Origin of the sequence: Flavobacterium sp. (genome assembly GCF_017985075.1) — a bacterium.
Lineage (GTDB): Bacteria > Bacteroidota > Bacteroidia > Flavobacteriales > Flavobacteriaceae > Flavobacterium.
The window spans coordinates 64,350-85,795 of record NZ_JAGNYF010000003.1; the positions used below are offsets into that span (position 1 = coordinate 64,350).

At 31.9% G+C, this 21,446-nt stretch carries 23 protein-coding genes; 22 read left to right on the top strand and 1 reads right to left on the bottom strand.

Annotation, left to right across the window (positions count from 1 at the left end):
• The first annotated feature begins 5 nt into the window (after nt 1–5).
• The 22 genes from KA468_RS01480 (at nt 6) to KA468_RS01585 (ending at nt 20,399) form a co-directional block, all read left to right on the top strand.
• A complete protein-coding gene (locus KA468_RS01480) occupies nt 6–1,358 on the top strand; it encodes a cytochrome ubiquinol oxidase subunit I (RefSeq protein WP_291241179.1) in 1,353 nt (450 codons plus the stop codon).
• A gap of 21 nt (nt 1,359–1,379) precedes the next feature.
• Entirely contained in the window at nt 1,380–2,417 is a 1,038-nt protein-coding gene (gene cydB, locus KA468_RS01485) for a cytochrome d ubiquinol oxidase subunit II (protein WP_291241180.1), read from the top strand.
• 131 nt (nt 2,418–2,548) lie between these two features.
• Nucleotides 2,549–3,193 (top strand): peroxiredoxin, encoded by a 645-nt coding sequence (locus KA468_RS01490; protein ID WP_291241181.1) that lies wholly within the window; start codon nt 2,549–2,551, stop codon nt 3,191–3,193.
• 226 nt (nt 3,194–3,419) lie between these two features.
• The gene (locus KA468_RS01495) at nt 3,420–4,835 is read left to right on the top strand and encodes an MBL fold metallo-hydrolase (RefSeq protein WP_291241182.1); all 1,416 of its coding nucleotides are present in this window, start codon (nt 3,420–3,422) and stop codon (nt 4,833–4,835) included.
• Nucleotides 4,836–4,962: 127 nt separating this feature from the next.
• Entirely contained in the window at nt 4,963–5,625 is a 663-nt protein-coding gene (locus tag KA468_RS01500; RefSeq protein ID WP_291241183.1) for a carbonic anhydrase, read from the top strand.
• Between the two features lie 90 nt (nt 5,626–5,715).
• Nucleotides 5,716–7,134 carry an MBL fold metallo-hydrolase gene (locus KA468_RS01505; RefSeq protein WP_291241184.1) on the top strand — a complete coding sequence of 473 codons (1,419 nt, stop codon included), beginning with the start codon at nt 5,716–5,718 and terminating at the stop codon, nt 7,132–7,134.
• A gap of 25 nt (nt 7,135–7,159) precedes the next feature.
• Complete coding sequence (locus KA468_RS01510) at nt 7,160–7,474, top strand: rhodanese-like domain-containing protein (RefSeq protein ID WP_291241185.1); 315 nt, start codon at nt 7,160–7,162, stop codon at nt 7,472–7,474.
• 3 nt (nt 7,475–7,477) lie between these two features.
• The gene (locus tag KA468_RS01515; RefSeq protein ID WP_291241186.1) at nt 7,478–7,858 is read left to right on the top strand and encodes a rhodanese-like domain-containing protein; all 381 of its coding nucleotides are present in this window, start codon (nt 7,478–7,480) and stop codon (nt 7,856–7,858) included.
• Nucleotides 7,859–7,944: 86 nt separating this feature from the next.
• Entirely contained in the window at nt 7,945–8,400 is a 456-nt protein-coding gene (locus KA468_RS01520) for a DinB family protein (protein WP_291241187.1), read from the top strand.
• Between the two features lie 218 nt (nt 8,401–8,618).
• On the top strand, nt 8,619–8,918 hold the full coding sequence (trxA, locus tag KA468_RS01525) for a thioredoxin (protein WP_291241188.1): 300 nt from the start codon (nt 8,619–8,621) through the stop codon (nt 8,916–8,918).
• Between the two features lie 3 nt (nt 8,919–8,921).
• Entirely contained in the window at nt 8,922–9,227 is a 306-nt protein-coding gene (locus tag KA468_RS01530; protein ID WP_291241189.1) for a DUF202 domain-containing protein, read from the top strand.
• Nucleotides 9,220–10,053 carry a methyltransferase domain-containing protein gene (locus KA468_RS01535; protein ID WP_291241190.1) on the top strand — a complete coding sequence of 278 codons (834 nt, stop codon included), beginning with the start codon at nt 9,220–9,222 and terminating at the stop codon, nt 10,051–10,053. Before KA468_RS01530 ends, KA468_RS01535 begins: the two co-directional genes overlap by 8 nt.
• The gene (locus tag KA468_RS01540; RefSeq protein WP_291241191.1) at nt 10,050–10,310 is read left to right on the top strand and encodes a heavy-metal-associated domain-containing protein; all 261 of its coding nucleotides are present in this window, start codon (nt 10,050–10,052) and stop codon (nt 10,308–10,310) included. The genes KA468_RS01535 and KA468_RS01540 overlap by 4 nt, the downstream gene beginning before the upstream one ends.
• Nucleotides 10,311–10,420: 110 nt before the next feature.
• Nucleotides 10,421–10,984 (top strand): YeeE/YedE thiosulfate transporter family protein, encoded by a 564-nt coding sequence (locus KA468_RS01545; RefSeq protein WP_291241213.1) that lies wholly within the window; start codon nt 10,421–10,423, stop codon nt 10,982–10,984.
• A gap of 10 nt (nt 10,985–10,994) precedes the next feature.
• Complete coding sequence (locus KA468_RS01550; RefSeq protein WP_291241192.1) at nt 10,995–11,492, top strand: DUF6691 family protein; 498 nt, start codon at nt 10,995–10,997, stop codon at nt 11,490–11,492.
• Between the two features lie 81 nt (nt 11,493–11,573).
• Nucleotides 11,574–12,614: a c-type cytochrome gene (locus KA468_RS01555; RefSeq protein ID WP_291241193.1), complete on the top strand. Its 1,041-nt coding sequence runs from the start codon at nt 11,574–11,576 to the stop codon at nt 12,612–12,614.
• A gap of 3 nt (nt 12,615–12,617) precedes the next feature.
• On the top strand, nt 12,618–13,037 hold the full coding sequence (locus KA468_RS01560) for a DsrE family protein (RefSeq protein WP_291241194.1): 420 nt from the start codon (nt 12,618–12,620) through the stop codon (nt 13,035–13,037).
• Between the two features lie 28 nt (nt 13,038–13,065).
• Entirely contained in the window at nt 13,066–14,763 is a 1,698-nt protein-coding gene (locus tag KA468_RS01565; RefSeq protein WP_291241195.1) for a 5'-nucleotidase C-terminal domain-containing protein, read from the top strand.
• Nucleotides 14,764–14,905: 142 nt separating this feature from the next.
• The gene (locus KA468_RS01570; protein WP_291241196.1) at nt 14,906–16,327 is read left to right on the top strand and encodes an OprD family outer membrane porin; all 1,422 of its coding nucleotides are present in this window, start codon (nt 14,906–14,908) and stop codon (nt 16,325–16,327) included.
• 26 nt (nt 16,328–16,353) lie between these two features.
• A complete protein-coding gene (locus KA468_RS01575; RefSeq protein ID WP_291241214.1) occupies nt 16,354–17,058 on the top strand; it encodes a DUF2490 domain-containing protein in 705 nt (234 codons plus the stop codon).
• 133 nt (nt 17,059–17,191) lie between these two features.
• Nucleotides 17,192–19,324, top strand: a complete 2,133-nt coding sequence (locus KA468_RS01580) for a S9 family peptidase (RefSeq protein WP_291241197.1) — start codon at nt 17,192–17,194, stop codon at nt 19,322–19,324.
• 37 nt (nt 19,325–19,361) lie between these two features.
• Entirely contained in the window at nt 19,362–20,399 is a 1,038-nt protein-coding gene (locus KA468_RS01585) for a PLP-dependent cysteine synthase family protein (protein ID WP_291241198.1), read from the top strand.
• 53 nt (nt 20,400–20,452) lie between these two features.
• Here KA468_RS01585 and KA468_RS01590 read toward each other — a convergent pair whose 3' ends face one another.
• Entirely contained in the window at nt 20,453–21,445 is a 993-nt protein-coding gene (locus KA468_RS01590) for a transporter (protein ID WP_291241199.1), read from the bottom strand.
• Nucleotide 21,446: the final 1 nt, after the last annotated feature.

Sequence of the window (21,446 nt, forward strand, 5' to 3'; positions counted from 1 at the left end):
AGTATATGGACGTAGAAATTCTTGCTCGAATTCAGTTTGCTTTTACCGTAGCATTTCATTATATCTATCCGCCATTAAGTATTGGTATTGGATTAATAATGGTTATTATGGAAAGTCTTTACCTAAAAACAGGTAAAAAAGAATATGAAATTTTAACACGCTTTTGGATTAAATTATTTGCCATTACTTTTGGTATTGGTGTAGCAACTGGTATCATAATGGAATTTGAATTTGGTACCAACTGGGCAGTTTACTCTCGATATGTAGGAGATATTTTTGGAAGTGCTTTGGCGGCTGAAGGTTTGTTTGCTTTTGGTTTAGAAAGTGCCTTTTTGGGTGTTTTACTATTTGGTTGGCATAGAGTAAAACCTTGGGTTCATTTGGTTTCAACAATAGGTGTCTTTTTAGGTTCCATGTTTTCGGCTGTTTGGATTGTCGTGGCTAATTCTTGGCAACAAACTCCAGCGGGTTATCATATTGTTGGGGAAGGATTAAATGCTCGTGCAGAAGTTACCGATTTCTGGGCAATGGTTTTTAATCCGTCTAGTATGGATAGATTGGTACATACTTGGCAAGGTTCTTTCTTAGCTGGTGCATTTTTGGTTTTAAGTGTACACGCCTACTATTTAAGAAAAGGACGTTATACTGAAATATCTAAAAAGGCATTTAAAATTGCTTTAGTTGTAGCGACGGTTTTTTCATTATCTCAATTAGTATCTGGACACAGTTCTGCTGATGGCGTAGCTGTAAATCAACCAGCAAAATTAGCCGCAATGGAAGGTCATTTCGAAAAATCAGCTCCTGCCGATTTATACCTTTTAGGCTGGGTTGACAAAGAAAAACAAGAAGTCACCGGTATTGGTATCCCTGGCGGATTATCATTTTTAGTACATCAAGATTTCAAAGCGCCCATTACTGGATTGAATAGTTTTCCAGTAGAAGATAGACCAAGCCAAATTAATGCTGTATTTCAATTTTATCATATAATGATTGCTATCGGAATGCTACTTATTGGATTAACATTGTATGCAAGTTTTTTATGGTGGCGAGGAAAATTATTTGAAACTAAATGGTTATTATGGATATTTTCATTTGCTGTAATTTTACCGCAAATTGCCAATCAAGTGGGTTGGTTTGCAGCCGAAATGGGTAGACAGCCTTGGGTGGTTTATGGCCATTTAAGAACTAATGAAGCTTTTTCACAAGAAGTTTCGTCACATCAAATTGTGTTTTCGTTAATTATGTTTACAGTAGTTTATGCACTTCTATTAGTACTGTTTATTTATATGGTCAATAAAAAAATTAAACACGGTCCTTATGATGAACTTAGTGAACCCGTTAATTTTCAATCGTTATAAAAACCTTCAAAATCAATAATTATGGAATATTTTTTAGGGATAGATTATCCAACGTTATGGTATTTAGTAATCGGACTTTTATTTTCTGGTTATGCTATTCTCGAAGGTTTTGATTTTGGAGCTGGTGCTTGGCACTTGTTTTTTCAAAAGGATTTAAGCCGAAGAATTGCTATAAATGCAATTGCTCCAGTTTGGGATGCCAATCAAGTATGGCTGGTTATTGGCGGTGGCGCACTATTTGCAGGTTTTCCTGTAATGTATGCCACAATGTTATCGGCAATGTATGTGCCTTTTATGTTGTTTTTGATGTTTAATATACTTAGAGCTGCTGCCATAAAATTTAGAAGCGCCGAAGAAATGTTGTGGTGGAGAAAGACTTGGGATTTTGTATATAGTATTTCTAGTATTATGATTGCATTTTTATTAGGCGTTGTTCTTGGGAATATATTGCAGGGCTTTCCATTAGGAGAAAATTTCAGTTACAAAGGCGGGGTATTTTTCTCTTTTTTAAATCCTTATGCAATAATGACGGGCTTCACTACCTTGGCTTTATTTATGACGCAAGGAGCTATTTACTTATTATTAAAAACCGAAGGAAGATTGCACGCTAGATTAACTTTTTTACTGAGAAGAGCCATGATATTCTTCATAATCACTTTCGGAATAATGACTTTATATACCCTAGTTTTTATACCTAAAGTAACGGCAAATTTTAGAGAAAATCCTGTTTATTTTGTAGTGCCTCTATTGTCTTTTTTAGCCGTTGCAAATGTTCCTAGATTGGTTTCAAAAAAACGGTATATGCTAGCGTTGGTATTCTCATCTATAACAATGATGTTCCTGTTGATGCTTGTTGCAATTCAATTATACCCAACATTATTATTATCTACAATTGATCCCAAGTATAGTGTTACAATTTACAATGCAGCATCTTCGCAAAAATCATTAGGAATAATGCTGACTATTGTTGTAATCGGGACTCCATTACTGGCTGGGTATTTTTTCTTTTTATACAGTACGTTTAACGGAAAAGTAAAACTAGACGATACGAGTTATTAGTATAATAATTTTTTATTATCGAATATATAAATTCTATAGAAAATATTTATATTAAGTGATAAATATCACAAACCATTACTTTTCTCTAACCTAAATTTGCAGTATTAATTAACAATCTAAATAATATTACAATGGAAGAGAAAGTATTTTTAATGCCAAGAATTGGCGATATGGCTCCAGATTTTGAAGCTGTAACTACTACTGGAAAATTAAAATTTTCAGAATACAATAAAGGAAGTTGGGTTGTGTTTTTTTCACATCCTGCAGATTTCACTCCAGTATGCACAACAGAAATGAGTGGTTTTGCTAACGAAAAAGAATTTTTCGCAAAACACAATACCAAACTAATGGGTTTAAGTATTGATAGTATTCACGCCCATATTGCTTGGGTAAATGCAGTGCACGAAAAAACAGGCGTATTATTTGAATTTCCAATAGTAGCTGATATTTCTATGGAAGTTTCTAAACTATACGGAATGTTACAACCTGGAGAAAGCGAAACTGCAGCCGTTAGAGCGGTTTTCATTATGGATCCAGAAGGAAAAGTACGTTTAATTATGTATTATCCACTTAATGTAGGTAGAAACATGGCAGAAATTAAAAGAGCTTTATTGGCACTTCAAGCTTCTGACGAACACAAAGTAGCTATGCCTTTAGATTGGCAACCTGGAGATAAAGTAATTGTTCCTGCTCCAAAAACAGTTGAAGCTTTAGCTGAAAGAAAAAGTAGTAATTTAGAAATGGTAGATTGGTATTTAGCTAAAAAATCTATATAATTAAATTTCAAAACTAGCACTTTAAACCATTCGTTTTACGAGTGATTTTTAATGCTTAATAACAAAAAAACACCTAAGATATTTTATCTGTGACTTATGTCACATACTGTATTTACTGAAAAAAAAGTTGTTTTCTTATGATAATTGTCATATTCAATATAAAATACTACCTCTAATTTTGTTTCGATTATTAATTAAATCATTTAATCAATTAAAATATATCAATATGAAAATCGAACAAATTTACACAGGTTGTATTGCTCATGCTGCCTATTATATCGAAAGTAATGGCGAAGCTGCCATTTTTGATCCATTACGAGAAGTACAACCTTACATTGACCGAGCATTTAAAGATAATGCAAAAATTAAATATGTATTTCTTACCCATTTTCATGCTGATTTTGTTTCTGGTCATTTAGATTTAGCCAACAAAACCAATGCTGAAATTGTATATGGCCCAACAGCTAAACCAGCTTACGAAATTATATCTGCCACTGATGGTCAAATTTTTGAAATTGGAAAATATAAAGTAAAAGTTATACATACTCCTGGGCACACTATGGAAAGTACAACCTATTTACTTATAGATGAAAACGGAAAAGAACACGGCATAATTACTGGAGACACATTATTTATTGGTGATGTTGGTCGTCCAGATTTAGCACAGCACGTAGTTGCTGATTTAACGCAAGACAAGTTAGCACGTCATTTGTTTCGTTCTTTGCGTGAAAAAATAATGCCTTTGTCAGATGATTTGATTGTATATCCAAATCACGGCGCTGGTTCTGCTTGCGGTAAAATGATGAGCAAAGAAACTACTGATACACTTGGCAATCAAAAGAAAACCAACTATGCCTTAAATCCAAAAATGACAGAAGACGAATTCGTAACAGCTGTTTTAACAGGATTAACAAACCCTCCTGGTTATTTTCCTGCAAATGTATTGATGAATATTAAAGGATATGAAAATTTAGATGCAGTTCTTAAAAAAGCTAATACACCTTTAAGTCCATCTGAGTTTGAATTGGCAGCTAACGAAACTAGAGCCTTAATACTTGATACTCGTGATGCTTCTGAATTTGCAAAAGGATTTATACCAAATAGTATCAATATTGGTTTAGACGGAAGTTTTGCCATGTGGGTTGGAGAAATGATTGCCGACATCAAACAAGAAATTCTTTTAGTAACTGAAGAAGGAAAAGAAGAAGAAAGTATGATTCGATTATCTAGAATTGGATACGATCATACCATTGGTTATTTAAATGGAGGTATGGATACTTGGAAAAAAGAAGGGTTTGAATTAGATATTGTAAACAGAATTACAGCCAAAGAATTAGAGGACACTATCGATTTTGATAAAACAGTTATCTTTGATGTCAGAAAGAAAAGTGAATTTTTATCAGAACATCTTGTAAATGCAATAAATGTTCCATTAAACGAAATCAACAATCACCTAGCTGAGTTTCCAAAAGATAAAAAATTCATTTTGCACTGTGCTGGTGGTTATCGTTCTATGATTGCAGCATCCATTTTAAAACAACGTGGTTGGGATAATTTTGAAGATGTGATCGGAGGATTTACAGAAATTAAAAACACCAATCTTTTAAAAACGGATTATGTTTGCCCGACTACGCTTTTATAAAAAGGTGAATATTTAAAATCAAAAAGAGATTGTTTTTATGAAACAATCTCTTTTTTTTTACTATGTGATATATGTTACAAATTTCACGAAATTCATATACTACTTTTGAAAAAATTTTATAAGTAAAATGAGAAAAATAGCCCTAGCAATAACAGTTGTAGTAACTTTAGTAAGTTGTAAAAAAGAAGAAAGTCCAATTTCAATTGAAGCAAACCAAACGCCAATAGAAAAATTAATAGCGGGTAATCAACGCTTTTTAGAGGAAAAAACCATACACCCACATCAAAATAAAAATTCTGTTTTAGAAAATCAAAATGGACAACACCCTTTTGCTGTCATTGTTACTTGTTCAGACAGTCGTGTTGCACCAGAAATACTATTTGACCAGGGTATTGGCGACTTATTTGTAATTAGAAATGCAGGAAATTTAATTTCTGATATCGATATGGGAAGTATTGAATATGCGGTAGAACATCTTGACGCAAAACTAGTTGTGGTTTTAGGTCATACCGAATGTGGCGCTATAAAAGCTTATATAGGGGACAAAAATAATGACTATAAGAAACACCACAACCACATTGACGATATTGTAGAAACTATTGCTAACGAGCAAGAAGAAAAACAAGAAGAGAAATTACATCCAAAAGAGAAAAACATATTAGGATGTATTAATGCAAACATTGAGCACTCGACAAAGGCTATAGCAAACAATCCAATAATTAAAGAGCATAAAACAAAAATAATAGCAATGCGTTACGATGTTCACACAGGCAAAATAGTCTTAATGTAAAAAAAAGACTTATGTGACATTAGTTACAATTTTTAATAAATTCAACACATACATTTGCATCATATTATAACAATAAAAACAAATTTAATCATGAAAATAGAACAAATTTATACAGGATGTTTAGCACAAGGTGCTTACTATATCACATCAAATGGCGAAGCAGCAATCATTGATCCGCTTAGAGAAACACAACCTTATACGGATAGATTAGAAAAAGATGGCGTTAAATTAAAATACATTTTTGAAACTCATTTTCATGCTGATTTTGTTTCAGGCCACTTAGATTTAAGTAAAAAAACAGGAGCGTCAATTGTTTATGGTCCAAACGCTAAACCTGACTTTGAATTCATTTCAGCAAAAGACAATGAAGTTTTTGAAATTGGAGACATCAAAATAAAAGTGTTACATACACCTGGTCATACAATGGAAAGCACAACGTTTTTATTAATTGATGCTGATGGTAATAACCACGCTATTTTTTCAGGTGATACCTTGTTTTTAGGTGATGTAGGTCGTCCTGATTTAGCTCAAAAAGCAGCGTCGATGACACAGGAACAATTAGCAGGATTGTTATATCATTCTTTAAGAGATAAAATAATGCCTTTGGCTGATGATGTAATTGTTTATCCAGCTCACGGTGCAGGATCGGCTTGTGGAAAAAACATGAGTAAAGAAACGGTTGGTACCATTGGTGATCAAAAAGCAACTAATTATGCTTTGCGTGCTACTATGACTGAAGAAGAATTTATTAAAGAAGTGACAGATGGATTATTACCTCCACCAGCTTATTTCGGAATGAATGTAGCGATGAATAAAAGCGGAATTGAAAGTTTTGAGACTGTTTTTAATCAAGGTATGAAAGCCATCAAAGCAACTGAATTTGAGGTAGTGGCTGAAGAAACTGGAGCTTTGATTTTAGATACTCGTAACAATGGAGATTTTGCTAAAGGATTTATTCCTCAATCAATAAACATTGGTATCAACGGAGATTTTGCTCCTTGGGTGGGTGCTTTAATTGGGGATGTAAAACAACCTATTTTATTAGTAACCGATTTAGGATTAGAAGAAGAAACAGTAACACGTTTAACTCGTGTTGGTTTCGATAACGTAATTGGACATTTAGAAAATGGATTTCAAGCATGGGCAGCTGCAGGTCTTGTAGTCGATACAATAAACAGAATTACAGCCGAGCAATTTGCTAATGAAGTAAAAATTGGCGAAAGCAAAGTTATTGATGTACGAAAAGAAAGTGAATACCAAGCAGAACACGTAGAAGATGCTTACAGTCGTCCTTTAGCTGCAATTAACGAATGGGTAAAAGACATAAATCCTGATGAACATTTCTTTATGCATTGTGCAGGAGGTTATCGTTCTATGATGGCTGCGTCTATTTTACAAGCTCGTGGATACAGAAACTTTAGCGAAGTTGAAGGTGGTTTCAATGCTATCGCAAATACAACCGTTCCTAAAACCGATTTTGTTTGTCAAAGTAAAGTTTTAAATGTATAATCTAATAGTTTTAAAAGAATAAGATATGGGAATTTTTAATAATGTATTTGGCGGAAATACTAATGAGAACTTAGCTAAATTAGTAAATGAAGGAGCATTTTTAGTAGATGTTCGTACTCCTGAAGAATTTGCTGAGGGAAATGTTAAAGAATCAACAAACATACCTCTTGACCAAGTTGGAGTAAACTTGGATAAGTTTAAGGGAAAAGAGAACATTGTAGTTTTTTGCCGAAGTGGAAACCGAAGCGGTCAAGCCAAAAATATATTAGAGCAAAACGGTTTTACAAATGTCACTAATGGTGGAACTTGGCAAGATATAAATGATGTAATCAATAAATAAAAGATGCAAAATTTATTTAAAATAGGTTTCATTGTTTTAGTAATGGCTTTTTCGAGTTCTTTAATTTATTCACAAGATAAAATACCTGTGACTAAAAGTAGAACTACTCAAAAAACAAAACAAACTACAAAAAACGAAACGTTTTATGTTGATGTTAGAACGCCTGCAGAATTTGCTCAAGGCAGTGTAAAAGGAGCAATAAATATTCCTTTAGATCAAATTGAAAATCAATTAGCAAAATTTAAAGGCAAAAAAAACATTGTTGTCTTTTGCCGCAGTGGCAACCGAAGCAGTCAAGCTAAAGTTATTTTAGAACAAAACGGTTTTACAAATATAAAAAATGGTGGTAGCTGGGAAGATGTAAATGCAAAATTGAAAAAATAAGTCTCAAATAACTCGAAAAATAGTTCAGTTTGAAACAGATTGATACCTGTTTTGAATTGGACTATTTTTTATTAAAATGATAAACTATGCAAGAAGTATTCAAAATTTGGGAAACCAATCGTAAACTACATTTAGCGTTTTTAGAAAATTATACATTAGAACAACTGAATAAAATCCCGGAAGGTTTTAAAAATAATTTGATTTGGAATATTGGTCATATTATTACCACCCAACAAGGATTAATTTATAGACTATCGGGCTTGCCTGTCTCGATTTCAAAAGAATTTCATAACAAATACAAATACGGTTCAGTACCGACTCAAACCACAACGCAAGAAGAAGTTGACGAAATAAAAGCATTGTTAATTTCGTTAATTCAACAAACCAAAGATGATTATGCTAATGGAAAATTTGTTGCGTTTACACCCTACGAAACCCATATCGGTTTTCATTTGGCAACATTTGAAGAAGCTATAAATTTTAACAACTATCACGAAGGAATTCATCTTGGTTTTATGATGAATATTAGAAAATTTGTTTAATTACAAATATTACAAAACAATGCTAAAAACAATTTTTACAAACTGGAACTTTATGCGAGCAATTCGATTAATTCTAGGAGTTTATATTATAATTCAATCTTATCAATCACAGCAATATATAATGATAATTCCGGGTGTGGTTTTTGTAATAATGGCTTTGTTTAGCGTGGGTTGTTGTGGCAATAATGGTTGTGCAGTTCCAATAAAAAAACAAGAAAATGAATAATTTCAATGATATTATAAATTCTGAAAAACCAGTTTTGGTAGATTTCTTTGCCACTTGGTGTGACCCTTGTCAAATGCTTTTGCCAGCGCTTAATAAAGTAAAGGAAAGCCTTAAGGATCGTATTACGATTATTAAAATAGATATGGATACAAACCAAGAAATAACGCAAAAATATCAAGTTAGAGGAGTTCCTACTCTGATGCTTTTTCAAGAAGGCAAACAACTATGGCGACAATCAGGAGTTCTTAGCAAAGAAGAAATTATCAAAATTATTCTTGATAAAACTAACTAAGAAATGAGCAACCAAAAAGGCATCAACAAAGATTTAATTTTAAGAGAAAGATTGGCAATACAACGAACCATACTTGCTAATCAATCTACTTTTTTGGCATTTTTAAGAACATCAATGTACTTCCTCATTGCAGGTTTAAGTCTAAAAAATGTATTAAAGATCGAAAATAGCATTATCATTGAAATAGTTTTATTCTCAGTTTCTGGCATTATTTTATTAATTGGACTTGTTAATTATTTCAAACATAAAAAATCAATTTTAGAGAACAAAAAAAATATAGGAGATTATCAATTAGAATATTATGAGTGAAGAAAAATGTTGTGTAGTTACTTGCGATTTGCCTCTAGACCAAACCTATTGGAATAACCAATACCAAGCCAATGCGACCGGTTGGGATTTAGGACAAGTATCACCACCAATTAAAAGCTATATCGATACTATAGAAAATAAAGAGGCTAAAATTCTTATTCCAGGTTGTGGCAATGCCTACGAAGCTGAATATTTAATACAACAAGGTTTTACCAATATTACAATAATCGATATTGCGCCATCATTAGTAGAAAATCTAAAACAGAGATTTGCAAATAATAAAAATATTAGAGTTGTTTTAGGCGATTTTTTTGAACATCATGGCACTTACGATTACATAATTGAGCAAACTTTTTTCTGTGCTTTGCCGCCAACAATGCGTCAAAAATATGTTTGGAAAATGCACCAACTATTATCCGATTACGGAAAATTAATAGGGTTACTTTTCAATCGTGAGTTCGAAATAAGCCCCCCATTTGGCGGGAATATAAAAGAATATGAGCCGTTATTCTATAAAGCATTTACATTCAATTCTATATCATTAGCAGGAAATTCAATACCTTCAAGAGCTAATTCTGAACTATTTTTTGAATTTCAGAAAAACGAACTCAATCAAGTTACTCTATATCATTTTGAAGGTATAACTTGTTCTGGTTGTATGAATACAATTTCAAATAAATTTCTAGAAATTGATGAGGTTTTAAATGTAAGTATGAATTCTAATTTTTCAGAATTAATTATTGTTAGTAAAATAGAAATTAACTTACAAAAATTACAAGAAATAGTTTCTTATGATGAAAATTATAAAATAAAAAAATCAAAATGACACATAAAATAGAAGTCGAAAACATAAAATGCGGTGGCTGTATGAACAGTATAAAAACGGCATTACTTAAAATTGAAAATGTAACAGAAGTTACTATTGATAAAGAATCAGATACCATTACAATCAATTCAACTTCAGATAGAATTGTTTTTGTAGACACATTATCTCACTTAGGTTATCCCGAAAAAGGATATAATACACTTTTACATAAAGGAAAATCTTTTGTGAGTTGCGCTATTGGTAATTTAACTAAATAAAATAATAAAAAATTGCTTGAGAAATCAAGCACTTTTTTTGTTATGTGACAAATGTTACAAACTAGTTTTTATTTATAGTTCAAATTTGTGAAAAAATTTAAACTATGGAAATTATAGAATTTATCAAACAACCATGGGCCTGGTACATTGCAGGTCCTTTAGTAGGTCTTACCGTACCTGCATTATTAATTTTAGGTAACAAGAATTTTGGTATTAGTGCCAATTTACGTCACGCTTGTGCCGCTTGTTTACCAGCAAATATTTCATTCTTTAATTACAATTGGAAAAAAGAAATTTGGAATATGTTTTTTATAGGTGGAGTTCTGATAGGTGGTGTAATTGCTTTTAACTTTTTATCCAATCCTAACCCAATCATTATTAATGATGATTTGAGAACAGAATTGGCTACTTATGGTATTACAAACATCGACGGAATGTTACCATCAGAAATTTTTTCTTGGGAAAATCTATTCACAATCAAAGGGTTTTTAATGATGGTTGCGGGAGGTTTTATGATAGGTTTTGGTTCACGTTATGCTGGTGGCTGTACTAGTGGTCACTCCATTTCGGGATTATCAAATCTACAATTACCATCACTAATTGCCACTTGTTGCTTTTTCATAGGTGGTTTAATAATGGCAAATATTATTCTTCCTTATATACTTTCACTTTAAAAAATAAATTATGAACAATATAGATCCAAACAAAGATTTTGAAACACGTTCGTTAGATACAGTTTGTGTAAACGAAAGTCAGTTAGAACACAAATGGTACCATAATATTAAATATCTAATCGTAGGATTATTATTCGGAACGGTATTCATTAAAGCAGAAATTATCAGTTGGTTCCGCATTCAAGAAATGTTCCGTTTTCAGTCGTTTCATATGTACGGTGTTATAGGTAGTGCAGTTGTTGTTGGTGCGATTTCAGTTTTTTTAATTAAAAAATTTAATATAAAAACCATTTATGGCGAGAAAATAGAATTTCACGATAAGACATTCAATAAAGGACAAATTATTGGCGGACTAATATTTGGTTTAGGTTGGGCTATTACAGGAGCTTGTCCAGGTCCAATTTTTGCACAAATAGGAACCGGAGTAACCGTAATGATTATCACTTTATTCTTTGCTATTGTTGGCACATGGGTATATGGTTATTTTAGAGATAAATTACCTCATTAATTTTTTTTTATGCCAAGTAAAGATAGTAACGATTTAAATCTAAAATCTTCTATAAAAAAAATATTAATCCTATTCATAACAATGATAGGGTTAGTATTCTTTTTGTTTATAGCAATTGTATTTAATCAAAATTTCACTTCATTTTTTAATTCAAATGAATATAAAAATATTGAAATAGAAAAAATATATGCCGATGCTGCAATAAAAGACAGTTTGCAAAGAGAAATGGCAAATTTTTGGAAACCAGTACCTCTTGAAGAAATTACGGATAGTGTTTTTAAGAAAAAAGTGGTATACGGTAAAGAATTGATTGAGCATACAGCCAAATATCTTGGTCCAAATGGAAGTGTGCAGCAAACGTCAAACGGAATGAATTGTAATAATTGTCATCTGGATGCTGGAACAAAACCTTGGGGAAACAATTATGGCTCTGTATATTCTACCTATCCAAAAATGCGAGCTCGAAGCGGGAAAATTGAAAATCTTTTCAAGCGTATCAACGATTGTTTCGAAAGAAGTTTGAATGGAAAAGCACTTCCTGAAAATAGTTCAGAAATGCAAGCAATGATAGCTTATATAGAATATATTGGTAAAAACGTTCCTAAAGATTCGATAGCATTAGCATCAGGAATTAGAGATATCAAGTTGATGAATCGTGCTGCAAGTCCTGCAAAAGGAAAACCTTTATACGAAACCAAATGTGCAAGTTGTCATCAAACCAACGGGCAAGGTGTGCTAAATGAAACCAAAACTGAATATACCTATCCTCCACTTTGGGGTGAAAATTCGTATAACAAAGGTGCTGGTTTATTTAGAATTAGCCGTTTTGCAGGTTTTATCAAATACAATATGCCACTTGGTGCAACTTATGACAGCCCACAATTAACTGATGAAGAATCATGGGATATTGCGGCTTATGTTGAAAGTCTTGATCGTCCAAATAAAGATCTATCTGCCGATTGGCCAAAAATAGGAAAAAAACCATTTGACCATCCGTTTGGTCCTTTTGAAGATAAATATTCAGAACAACAACACAAATACGGACCTTTCATCGCTATGAAAAAAGAAAAGAAAAAACGCGAGGAAGCAGAAGAGTTATTAAAAAAGAAAGAAAAAAAGTAAACTATGAAGAATCTATTTATAGCACTAATCTGCATGATATCAGTTAATTCGTTTGCACAGACTGAGCCTAAAGATCACAAAATCGTATTCCAATTTACAAATGCGAATGACACTTTGCAACAAAAAGCATTTGTAAAACAACTCGAAAATTTAACAGAGCATTGGCCAAATGCAAAATACGAAGTTGTGTTATATAACCAAGGTCTGGAATTGGTTATGAAAAACAACACAAAATATCAATCAAGATTACAAGCTCTTAAATCTAAAGGAGTGAAATTTGTAGTTTGCGAAAACACACTAAAAAATCGTAAAATAAGCAAAGATGCATTTCCTGAAATTTTGGTTGAATATACTCCAGCAGGAATTGCCGAAATTGTCGAAAAACAAGAGCAAGGGTGGAGTTATATAAAAGGTGGTTATTAACCAATTAATGAATTTAAAAAAAACACCAATGAATAACAACAACCGAAGAAATTTCATAAAAAATATTGGGGCTCTCGGTATTTCTATTCCATTTGTCGCACCAATTTCTGGATTTGCTACAGAAACAGAATTACTAGAAACAGAAAATCAAAATAAGGTAGATAATAATCTACCACAAACCATTTCTATTCTACAAACAACTGATGTGCATTGCCAAATTCATCCGCATGATGAGCTCTTTTGGGAAGACAACAAAGCCGTTTTTCGCAAAACGGGTGGGTATGCCTATATGGCAACAATGCTGAATGATCTGAAAAAGAAAAATCCAAATACCTATATTATAGACACTGGCGATATGTTTCAAGGCAGTGAGTTAAGTGTCAAAACCACCGGAGAAGCATTTGTGCCAATACTGGATGCTTTAAAATACGATTTGTATTTGCCTGGAAACTGGGAAGTTATTTACGGTAAAAAACAAATGCAAAGCCTTTTAGGTAAACTAAATGCGCCAAAAATTTGCACTAATATGTACCACGATTTAGGTGAAGGAAAAAAAGGAGAACTTATTTTTCAGCCTTATCAAATATGGAATGTTGCAGGAGCAAAAATCGGATTTCTTGGTTATACAGATCCATTAGTACCAATTCGTCAAAGTCCTGTGTATAGCAAAGGAATTATTTATACAAAACCCGAAGAAAATTTAGCTCATTATATAGATGTGCTAAAAAATCAAGAAAATTGTTCCTATATAATTATGATTGCACACCTTGGATTGAGCCAACAAATTGCATTGGCAAACATGCCAGAATGCGAAGGTGTAAATTATATTTTGGGTGGAGACACACACGAAAGAGTCCGTAAGCCAATCGTTTGTAAATACGCTAAAGTGGTTGAACCAGGAGCATTTGGATCATTTATTGGTAAACTCGACTTGACCGTTCAAAACGGAAAAGTAACCGCCGACAATTACGAATTGCTTGAAGTTGCATCTCCAAAAATCAAACCAGATCCAACAATTCAAAAATTACTAAACGAAAAAGAATTAGTATATAAAGAACACATTGATACCGTAATTGGTCACAGCACGATTCCACTTTATCGCTATTTTGTAGTTGAGAACCCAATAGACACGATGATTTTGAACGGATTGAAATGGAAATTCCCAGAAATAGACATCGTACTTTCTAATGGTTTCCGATTTTGTCCGCCACGAACTACACCAGATCAAACAGGAAATATTCCAATAACAAATGGTTTTATATTTGATATGTTACCTGTAGATAGTACCATTCGTACTGCAAAAGCTTCAGGAAAACAAATAAAAGATTGGTTAGAAAAAGAACTAAACAATGTTTTTGCAAAAGATGCCTCGAAACGATTTGGAGGTTGGGTAGTGAAATTCAAAGGAATGGAAATCACTTTCAACGCATTTGGCGAAACCGGCAAAAGGGTTCAAACCGTGACAGTAAATGGGGCTCCAATTGATGATTCAAAGTTATATTCAATACTTGCATGTGAGCGAGAAGGAGATCCCGTAGATATGTTGTGTAGAATGAAAGGAGTTGTCGATCCCAAAAATACAACATCGACTCTGCACACAGTAATGATTGATTACTTAAAAAACAATTCTCCAATAACTCCAACTCCAACAAAATCTGCAAAAGCTCTCGATGCACCAGATACGCTACTTACACAGGTTACTGGAGTAGATTATGTATTTAAATAAAATTTAAGATTTTGAATAATCCTCAAAAATCGAGTATGAAAATACTCGATTTTTTTTATTACAATTTATCAAGTCAAAGTGATATAAGTTACAAACAAAACCTTTTTTTCTTGTTAATTTTGCTTTAAATCTATTTTAAAAAATGAAAAAGCATTTTACATTATTAGCATTTCTGTTACTTATATATAACTCATTTGCACAACATCAAGAAATTGCAGAGAAACCTGAAATTTGGAAAGGGAAAACGAATGTCAATATCGATTCAACCTCACTTTTAAGTGTATTCAAAAAAGGAAGTTTTAACGGGCATTTTCGTTATTTTAATATGAATACAATCAATGAAGGGTCATTAACCGATTACCATGCAAATGCACTTGGTGGTGGAATAAAATTTGAAACAGCAAAATTTCATAACTTTCAATTTGGTGTAAGCGGTTACTATATTTATAATATTGGTTCCTCTAATTTTTTGGCAAAAGACCCAACAACAAACCAAACTAATCGATACGAAATAGCACTTTTTGATATTAATAATCCTGATGAAAAAGAAAATTTAAGTCGATTAGAAGAGCTGTATTTAAAATTTAATTTCAAAAAATCTACTTTTACCATAGGTAAACAATTACTTAACTCATCATTCATTAATCTTCAAGACGGAAGAATGCGACCAACCGAAGTCGCTGGAATTTTGGTAGATTTTAACGAAATAAAAAACACAACTATCAATACGGGTTATTTGTATGCTATATCACCACGAAGCACAAATAAGTATTATGACATAGGAGAATCTATCGGAATTTATCCATCAGGTGTAAACCCCGACGGCACAAAATCCGGCTACGCAACTAATCTTGAAAGCAATGGAATATATATACTTGGCGTTCAAAATGAGTCTGTAAAAAACCTAAAAGCATTAATATTTAATCAATATGTTGAAAATATTTTCAATACCTCTTTATTACAATTTGATTATAAATATGATTTGAATAAAAATTCGAAATTACTTTTTGGTTTTCAAACCATCTATCAAACGGCACTTAATGACGGTGGAAATAGTAACCAAAGTAAAACCTATTTTGAAAAAAATGCTAATTCGCAAACTTTTGGAGGAAAACTTGGTTGGAAAAGCAAAACTTTTGAAGTAACTCTTAACTATAACCGAATTACAGATAGAGGACGTTATTTAATGCCAAGAGAATGGGGACGAGACCCGTTTTATACTTTTCTTCCAAGAGAACGAAATGAAGGATTTGGAGATGTAACGGCATATATGACTAAAATAAGTTATTATAGTCCAAAAAAAACATTCAAAGCATACATAGGAGTAGGACATTATAAAATGCCAGATGTTAAAAATTATAAAATGAATAAATACGCATTACCATCCTACTATCAAACGAACTTTGATGTTAGTTATGATTTTCAAGGATTTCTTAAAGGTTTTGATGCGCATTTTCTGTATGTTCACAAATTTAATGATGGTGAAACGTACAACGACCCAAAAAATGTTTTTAATAAAACCAATATGAGTACTATTAATTTTATCATTAACTTCAATTTCTAAATATTGTTATTATCATAAAATCAAGTATATATACATTTTTTTTATTTGCGTTTTTAGTTGCAAGTTCTCAAGAAAGACATCATAATTATTGGTCTAAAGCAATTGTTAACCTTCCTTTGAACGAAAAGTTTAAGACAGAAATTGAGTTAATTCATCGAAGACAAAATGATTTTGAAAGCAATAATTTTTTCGATAAAAATTTAGTGCATGCCACCAGAACTTGGATATATTACAAACCAAACAAAGATGTTGTTTATGGTATATCACCATTTGCTTATTTTTCAAATTACAAAATAATACAAAAAGCAAGTGATGCTGTTGCAAAACCTACTAACGAATACCGCTTTACAGCATCACTAGAATTACAACATCAATTGGCTCCTAAATTTTATGTTGTAGATCGAACTGCAATTGAATATAGAGCTTTTGAAGGTTCTATAGAAAACACTAGTCGTTTGCGAAATAGACTAGCTTTTAGATATGATTTTAATTCAAATTATAACGTAGCTATTGGTGATGAAATATTGATAAATACAACTGGAACTGATGTACTACATATTTTTGATCAAAATAGAATATTTACAAATTTTTCATATAAATTAAACTCGTCAGTAAAGCTGGATTTAGGATACATTTACATATCACGACTACCACAGATTAATGTTGATTTGATAGATGATAACAATTTCTATTTGAATTTTACCTATACCCTAAAAAAAAGAGATAACTAAAAGTAAAAAAAATAGTATTTTTATTTAATTGTTATATTACTTTTACAAAATCAATTCGCGCATTTTTTTACAAATATTGACTTCAGCACTATAACAAACATGGGCTCTGAAATCACACTAACAATTTTAGCAGATGAAAAAAGTAATATTATTAACTTTTATTTTATTATTTAGTACACAAATACAATCACAAAACCAAAATCAAAAAATGAAAACCATTCAACCACCAATTGCAAAAATAATTCCAAAAAAGTTAGAAAAACACGGAGATGTAAGAACGGATAATTACTATTGGTTAAACGAAAGAGAAAATCCAGAAGTAATTGACTATTTAAATAAAGAAAACGAATATTACCAAAAATCAACAGCGCATACCAAACAATTACAAGACGATTTGTTTGCTGAAATGAAATCCAGAATTAAAGAAGACGACAGCTCTGTACCATATTTTTATAACGAATATTGGTACATCACACGTTTTGAAACGGGTAAAGATTATCCAATTTATGCCAGAAAAAAAGGAAGTTTAGATGCAAAAGAAGAAATTTTATTCGATTGTAACGAAATGGCAAAAGGACAATCCTACTTCAATTTAAGCGGAATGAGTGTGAGTGGCGACAACAAATTAGTGGCTTTTGGACTGGATTTAGTATCAAGAAGACAATATACCATTCATATTAAAAATTTAGAAACTGGTGAAATTCTTTCAGATAAAATTGAAAACACAACTGGTGGTTCCAGCTGGTCTACAGATAATAAAACGCTTTTTTATACTGGAAAAGATGCACAAACGCTTCGTTCTGATAAAATTTTCAAACATAAATTAGGCACAAATGCATCTGAAGATGTTTTGGTTTTTCACGAAAAGGACGATACCTACAGTACGTTTGTGTATAAAGAAAAATCGAAAAAATACATCATAATTGGTTCTGGAAGTACGCTTACAACCGAATATCAAATCTTAGAAGCAAATAATCCTGATGGAAAATTCAGAATTTTTCAACCGAGAACTCGTGGTTTAGAATATTCTATTTCTTTTTATAAAGACACTTTTTACATCTTAACCAATGCCGATAAAGCGACCAATTTCAAATTGATGACTTCACCTGAGAATGCTACATCAAAAGAAAATTGGACCGATTTAATTCCGCATAGAAAAGATGTTTTATTAGAAGGAATTGAAATTTTTAAAAACTATTTAGTAGTGGAAGAACGTTCAAATGGTTTAAATAAAATTCAAATTAAGCCTTGGGATGGCTCTGGCGATTATTATTTGCCTTTCAACATTGAAACATACACTTGTTACACGACTTCAAACGTTGATTTCGATACAGATGTTTTACGTTATGGCTACCAATCTATGGCTACGCCGTCTTCTGTGATTGATTTCAATATGAAAACAAAAGAAAAAACCGTATTAAAAGAGCAAGCTGTTTTAGGTGGAAAATTCGATAAAAACAACTATATTGAAGAGAGAATTTGGGCTACTGCAACTGATGGAACTAAAATCCCTATGAGTGTAGTATACCGAAAAGGCATTAAAAAAGACGGAAAAAACCCTTTATTACAATATGCTTATGGTTCATACGGTTCTTCAATGGATCCATATTTTTCAAGTACTCGATTGAGTTTAATGGATAGAGGATTCATCTACGTTATTGCACACATTCGTGGTGGTGAAGATTTAGGAAGAGAATGGTACGAAAATGGAAAATTATTAAAAAAGAAAAATACATTTACAGATTTTATCGATTGTAGCAAGTATTTAATAGCCGAAAAATACACTTCTGCAGAGCATTTATATGCTGAAGGTGGTTCTGCCGGAGGTTTGTTAATGGGTGCAATTGTAAATATGGCTCCAGAATTGTATAATGGTGTGATTGCACAAGTACCATTTGTTGATGTGATTACCACGATGTTAGACGACACCATACCATTAACAACTGGAGAATACGACGAATGGGGAAATCCGAATGAAAAAAAATATTATGATTATATGTTATCCTATTCACCATATGATCAAGTAAAAGCACAAGGGTATCCAAATATGTATGTTTCAACAGGTTTACACGATTCGCAAGTGCAATATTTTGAACCTGCAAAATGGGTGGCAAAATTAAGAGTGCTGAAAACAAACAACAAACAATTATTTTTAGATACAAATATGGATGCGGGTCACGGTGGTGCTTCTGGAAGATTTGAAGCCTTAAAAGAATTAGCCAAAGAGTTTACATTCCTATTCGATTTAGAAAATATTAAAAAATAGTCAAAAAAAAAGACTATTTTTGCACTTTACTTATAAAATGAAACACGAAAAAAAAGTATATAATTCTATTATAGATTTAATTGGAGATACCCCAATTGTAAAATTAAATAACATAAGCAAAAACTTAAAAGGTAACTTTTATGCAAAAGTTGAAGCAATTAATCCTGGACATTCATCAAAGGATAGGATTGCAAAATATATTATAGAAAATGCAGAAGAGCAGGGTATTTTAAAACCTGGTGCTACTATTATCGAAACAACATCTGGTAATACAGGATTTAGTTTGGCAATGATTAGTATCATAAAAGGTTATAAGTGCATTTTATCTGTAAGCGACAAATCATCTCCAGACAAGTTTGACATGTTAAAAAGCATGGGCGCTAAAGTGTATGTTTGTCCTTCTAACGTTGCTGCTGATGATCCAAGAAGCTATTATGAAGTAGCAAAACGACTTCAAAAAGAAACACCAAATTCTATTTATATCAATCAATATTTTAATCAATTAAATATTGATGCCCATTATCACAATACCGGAAAAGAAATTTGGGAGCAGACAAATGGTAAAGTTACACATATTGTAGTTTGTAGTGGAACTGGTGGAACAATTTCAGGTATTGGGAAATATTTAAAAGAAAAAAATCCTAATATTAGAGTTTTAGGTGTTGATGCATTTGGTTCTGTATTAAAAAAATATCATGAAACAAAAATTTTAGATCCAAACGAGATATATTCAAATAAAATAGAAGGTTTAGGTAAAAATTTAATTCCAACGGCTACTGATTTTGATATTATTGATAAATATGTGAAAGTTACCGATAAAGAAAGTGCTATTACAGCCAGAGAAATTTCAAAAACCGAAGGATTATTTGTAGGTTACACATCTGGCGCTGCATTTCAAGCTGTAAAGCAATATGCCGCATTAGGAGAATTTAACGAAGACAGTAATGTAGTAGTTGTTTTTCCAGACCACGGATCGCGTTATATGAGTAAAATTTATAGTGATGAGTGGATGCAAGAACAAGGTTTTTTAGATGCTGAAAATAGTGATGATTCAATGAAAATTGAGATAATATAATAAACATCTTAATCATATAAAAAAAGCGGCTACATTTTTTTAGCCGCTTTTTTTTATAATTTAAAATTGACATTTACACTCCATCTGGAGGTAGCTTCAACTAAACCACCCACTAAATTTTGATTTATTGGCAACTGTAAATTAGAACCAAACGACCATTTTTTATACCCTAATTCAAAGCCAAATTTACTAAAAAGAACATCGCCTGAAGTATTTTTTACTTTTTGGTTGTATTGATAATTACTTTCATACAATTCGCCTGCAAGACCAATTTGTGGTGCAAATGCAAATTTTTTATTCTCAAATAAATAAAAAATAGTAGATGCATAATTAAACTGATTTCCAAAACGATAGTATTTTTCGTTTTCATTTTTTATGATATAGTTAATCATATTATTTAATCCGAATTTCTTTTTCTTTATTACGTATTCGGATGTTAAAAGTACATCCCAGCTCCCAGTACCTAATTGAAAACTTGGATTTACACTACCTGAATTTGCTTGCTTATAAGCGCCCGTAGGAAGTTTAACACCCATACCTGCTTGTAAATTGTGTTTAAATGAAGTCGAAACCGTATCTGTTTTTGATTTAAAAACGGTGGTTAATGCCAAAACTGTAATATCACCAATACCACTAATAGATTGATTTTCGCTCTGGGTTTCACGCTCATGATTATGATAAGGAATTAAAGCTGAAACTTGAAACTTTTTAAAAACAGGTACTCTGGCCCAAACCTGAACGGTATTAAAATTTTCATTTAACCAAGGTGAATTTGAATATAAACCATCATTAGATTTATATTGTTGATTAAAATAGCGTACACCAACAAAATTCGAATTAATCATTGAAGCAAAACCCATACTTCCTCCGCTTGCGCCACAACCACAACCATCACAATCATCTAAAAACAAACTTTTAGTCGTGTGTTTTTTTAAATAATTAGTTGTAGGTAAACTAAGTTTATAACTAAATTTTTGATTTGGTTTTGGCTTTTCGTGAGCATGTAAAATGGTTGATACAAAAAAAGCAAGTAGTATATTTTTCATA

What these genes read in the sequence shown, in the direction of transcription:
- cydB (WP_291241180.1), top strand. Translation starts at nt 1,380, where the DNA reads ATGGAATATTTTTTAGGGATAGATTATCCAACGTTATGGTATTTAGTA.
- KA468_RS01560 (WP_291241194.1), top strand. Translation starts at nt 12,618, where the DNA reads ATGAAGAATCTATTTATAGCACTAATCTGCATGATATCAGTTAATTCG.
- KA468_RS01530 (WP_291241189.1), top strand. Translation starts at nt 8,922, where the DNA reads ATGAGCAACCAAAAAGGCATCAACAAAGATTTAATTTTAAGAGAAAGA.
- KA468_RS01540 (WP_291241191.1), top strand. Translation starts at nt 10,050, where the DNA reads ATGACACATAAAATAGAAGTCGAAAACATAAAATGCGGTGGCTGTATG.
- KA468_RS01505 (WP_291241184.1), top strand. Translation starts at nt 5,716, where the DNA reads ATGAAAATAGAACAAATTTATACAGGATGTTTAGCACAAGGTGCTTAC.
- KA468_RS01520 (WP_291241187.1), top strand. Translation starts at nt 7,945, where the DNA reads ATGCAAGAAGTATTCAAAATTTGGGAAACCAATCGTAAACTACATTTA.
- KA468_RS01515 (WP_291241186.1), top strand. Translation starts at nt 7,478, where the DNA reads ATGCAAAATTTATTTAAAATAGGTTTCATTGTTTTAGTAATGGCTTTT.
- KA468_RS01495 (WP_291241182.1), top strand. Translation starts at nt 3,420, where the DNA reads ATGAAAATCGAACAAATTTACACAGGTTGTATTGCTCATGCTGCCTAT.
- KA468_RS01580 (WP_291241197.1), top strand. Translation starts at nt 17,192, where the DNA reads ATGAAAAAAGTAATATTATTAACTTTTATTTTATTATTTAGTACACAA.
- KA468_RS01565 (WP_291241195.1), top strand. Translation starts at nt 13,066, where the DNA reads ATGAATAACAACAACCGAAGAAATTTCATAAAAAATATTGGGGCTCTC.
- KA468_RS01490 (WP_291241181.1), top strand. Translation starts at nt 2,549, where the DNA reads ATGGAAGAGAAAGTATTTTTAATGCCAAGAATTGGCGATATGGCTCCA.
- KA468_RS01535 (WP_291241190.1), top strand. Translation starts at nt 9,220, where the DNA reads ATGAGTGAAGAAAAATGTTGTGTAGTTACTTGCGATTTGCCTCTAGAC.
- KA468_RS01500 (WP_291241183.1), top strand. Translation starts at nt 4,963, where the DNA reads ATGAGAAAAATAGCCCTAGCAATAACAGTTGTAGTAACTTTAGTAAGT.
- KA468_RS01585 (WP_291241198.1), top strand. Translation starts at nt 19,362, where the DNA reads ATGAAACACGAAAAAAAAGTATATAATTCTATTATAGATTTAATTGGA.
- trxA (WP_291241188.1), top strand. Translation starts at nt 8,619, where the DNA reads ATGAATAATTTCAATGATATTATAAATTCTGAAAAACCAGTTTTGGTA.
- KA468_RS01480 (WP_291241179.1), top strand. Translation starts at nt 6, where the DNA reads ATGGACGTAGAAATTCTTGCTCGAATTCAGTTTGCTTTTACCGTAGCA.
- KA468_RS01550 (WP_291241192.1), top strand. Translation starts at nt 10,995, where the DNA reads ATGAACAATATAGATCCAAACAAAGATTTTGAAACACGTTCGTTAGAT.
- KA468_RS01570 (WP_291241196.1), top strand. Translation starts at nt 14,906, where the DNA reads ATGAAAAAGCATTTTACATTATTAGCATTTCTGTTACTTATATATAAC.
- KA468_RS01555 (WP_291241193.1), top strand. Translation starts at nt 11,574, where the DNA reads ATGATAGGGTTAGTATTCTTTTTGTTTATAGCAATTGTATTTAATCAA.
- KA468_RS01510 (WP_291241185.1), top strand. Translation starts at nt 7,160, where the DNA reads ATGGGAATTTTTAATAATGTATTTGGCGGAAATACTAATGAGAACTTA.
- KA468_RS01590 (WP_291241199.1), bottom strand. Translation starts at nt 21,445, where the DNA reads ATGAAAAATATACTACTTGCTTTTTTTGTATCAACCATTTTACATGCT.